General features: G+C 69.6%; 2 protein-coding genes. One reads left to right on the top strand and one right to left on the bottom strand.

Annotation, left to right across the window (positions count from 1 at the left end; genetic code table 11):
• Positions 1-329, bottom strand: a 329-nt coding sequence (mraZ, locus tag AB0C69_RS42360) for a division/cell wall cluster transcriptional repressor MraZ (RefSeq protein ID WP_360362619.1), incomplete at its 3' end; no start/stop codon positions are given.
• A gap of 375 nt (positions 330-704) precedes the next feature.
• Here mraZ and AB0C69_RS42355 point away from each other — a divergent pair.
• On the top strand, positions 705-1,303 hold a 599-nt coding region (locus AB0C69_RS42355; RefSeq protein ID WP_360362616.1), incomplete at its 3' end, for an AAA family ATPase.

Genomic DNA, 1,303 nt, shown 5'->3' with positions numbered 1-1,303 from the left:
GTGTTGGCCCCGATGACCGTGCAGTCGCGGGTGAGGCCCGCGTACTTGCGCAGCGGCGGAGGAATGGTGACGCGGCCCTGCTTGTCGGGCACCTCGTCGGAGGCGCTGGCGAAGAAGACCCGGCTGTAGCTCCGGACCGCCTTCTCGGTGACCGGCGCGGCACGCAGAGCCTCGGTTATCCGCTGGAACTCCGCCATGGGGAAGACGTACAGGCAGCGTTCCTGGCCCTTCGTGATCACCAATCCCCCCGACAGCTCCTCGCGGTACTTCGCCGGCAGGAACAGTCGTCCCTTGTCGTCGAGGCGCGGTGAGTGGGTGCCGAGAAACACCGGGCCCCACCTCCCGCGCCGCATGGGGCGCTACCGCCCCCCACGGCGCCCCACTCTACTCCACTCTTCCCCACCGTCAACAAGAAAAACACCGTCCACGCGCCGTTTTCCGCGACGAAATCGCAGGTCAACGGGGGTGGTGTGGAGTGGGGCCCAGCGGGGGCCCTCAGCGCGCCGCTCCGGCGCGAGCCGGTTCCGAACGCCCCCGCTCGGGGGGTGCGACACGGCCCTGTGGGACGGGGTGGAGTGAAGTGGTGCGGCGCACGCGTCGTTTGTCGTCGTCTCCGTGGAGCACAATTGGCTCGCGTTCCACATGAACATCGCAGTGGGCGTTCCAAAGACGTACTGTCGTTTGGAACGGCTGAGGAGGGTTTGGTGGCAGTAGGCACGCACGGCGAGTCGTTCATGGAGACCGACCCCCCGGCACCCCACCCGGCCCGGCGCGGCGGCCGTGACGCCGGAGCCGCGGACGCGGAGGGCCGTGACGCGGACCGCGGGACGGGAGGCGGGCTCGACGGGCTCGCCCACGTCGCGAACAAGATCCGCGACGCCGTGGAGTCGGTGATCGAGGGCAAGCCCTCGGCCGTGCGGCTCGCGCTGACGGTGCTGCTGGCGGAGGGGCACCTGCTCATCGAGGACGTCCCCGGGGTCGGCAAGACGATGCTCGCCAAGGCGCTCGCGCGCTCGGTCGACTGCTCGGTGCGGCGCGTGCAGTTCACGCCCGACCTTCTGCCGAGCGACATCACCGGGGTCAGCGCCTACAACCAGGAGCGGCGCGAGTTCGAGTTCAAGCCGGGCCCGGTGTTCGCCAACATCGTGGTCGGCGACGAGATCAACCGGGCGTCCCCGAAGACGCAGTCCGCGCTGCTGGAGTGCATGGAGGAGCGCCAGGTCACGGTCGACGGCACCACCTACGCGCTGGAGCCGCCCTTCATGGTCATCTCCACGCAGAACCCGGTGGAGATGGAGGGGAC

The sequence above is a fragment of the Actinomadura sp. NPDC048032 genome, from assembly GCF_040653175.1.
In the GTDB taxonomy this organism is placed as follows: Bacteria; Actinomycetota; Actinomycetes; order Streptosporangiales; family Streptosporangiaceae; genus Spirillospora; species Spirillospora verrucosospora.
The sequence above is the reverse complement of the archived record's forward strand: the minus strand, read 5'-3'. Positions and strand labels throughout refer to the sequence as shown.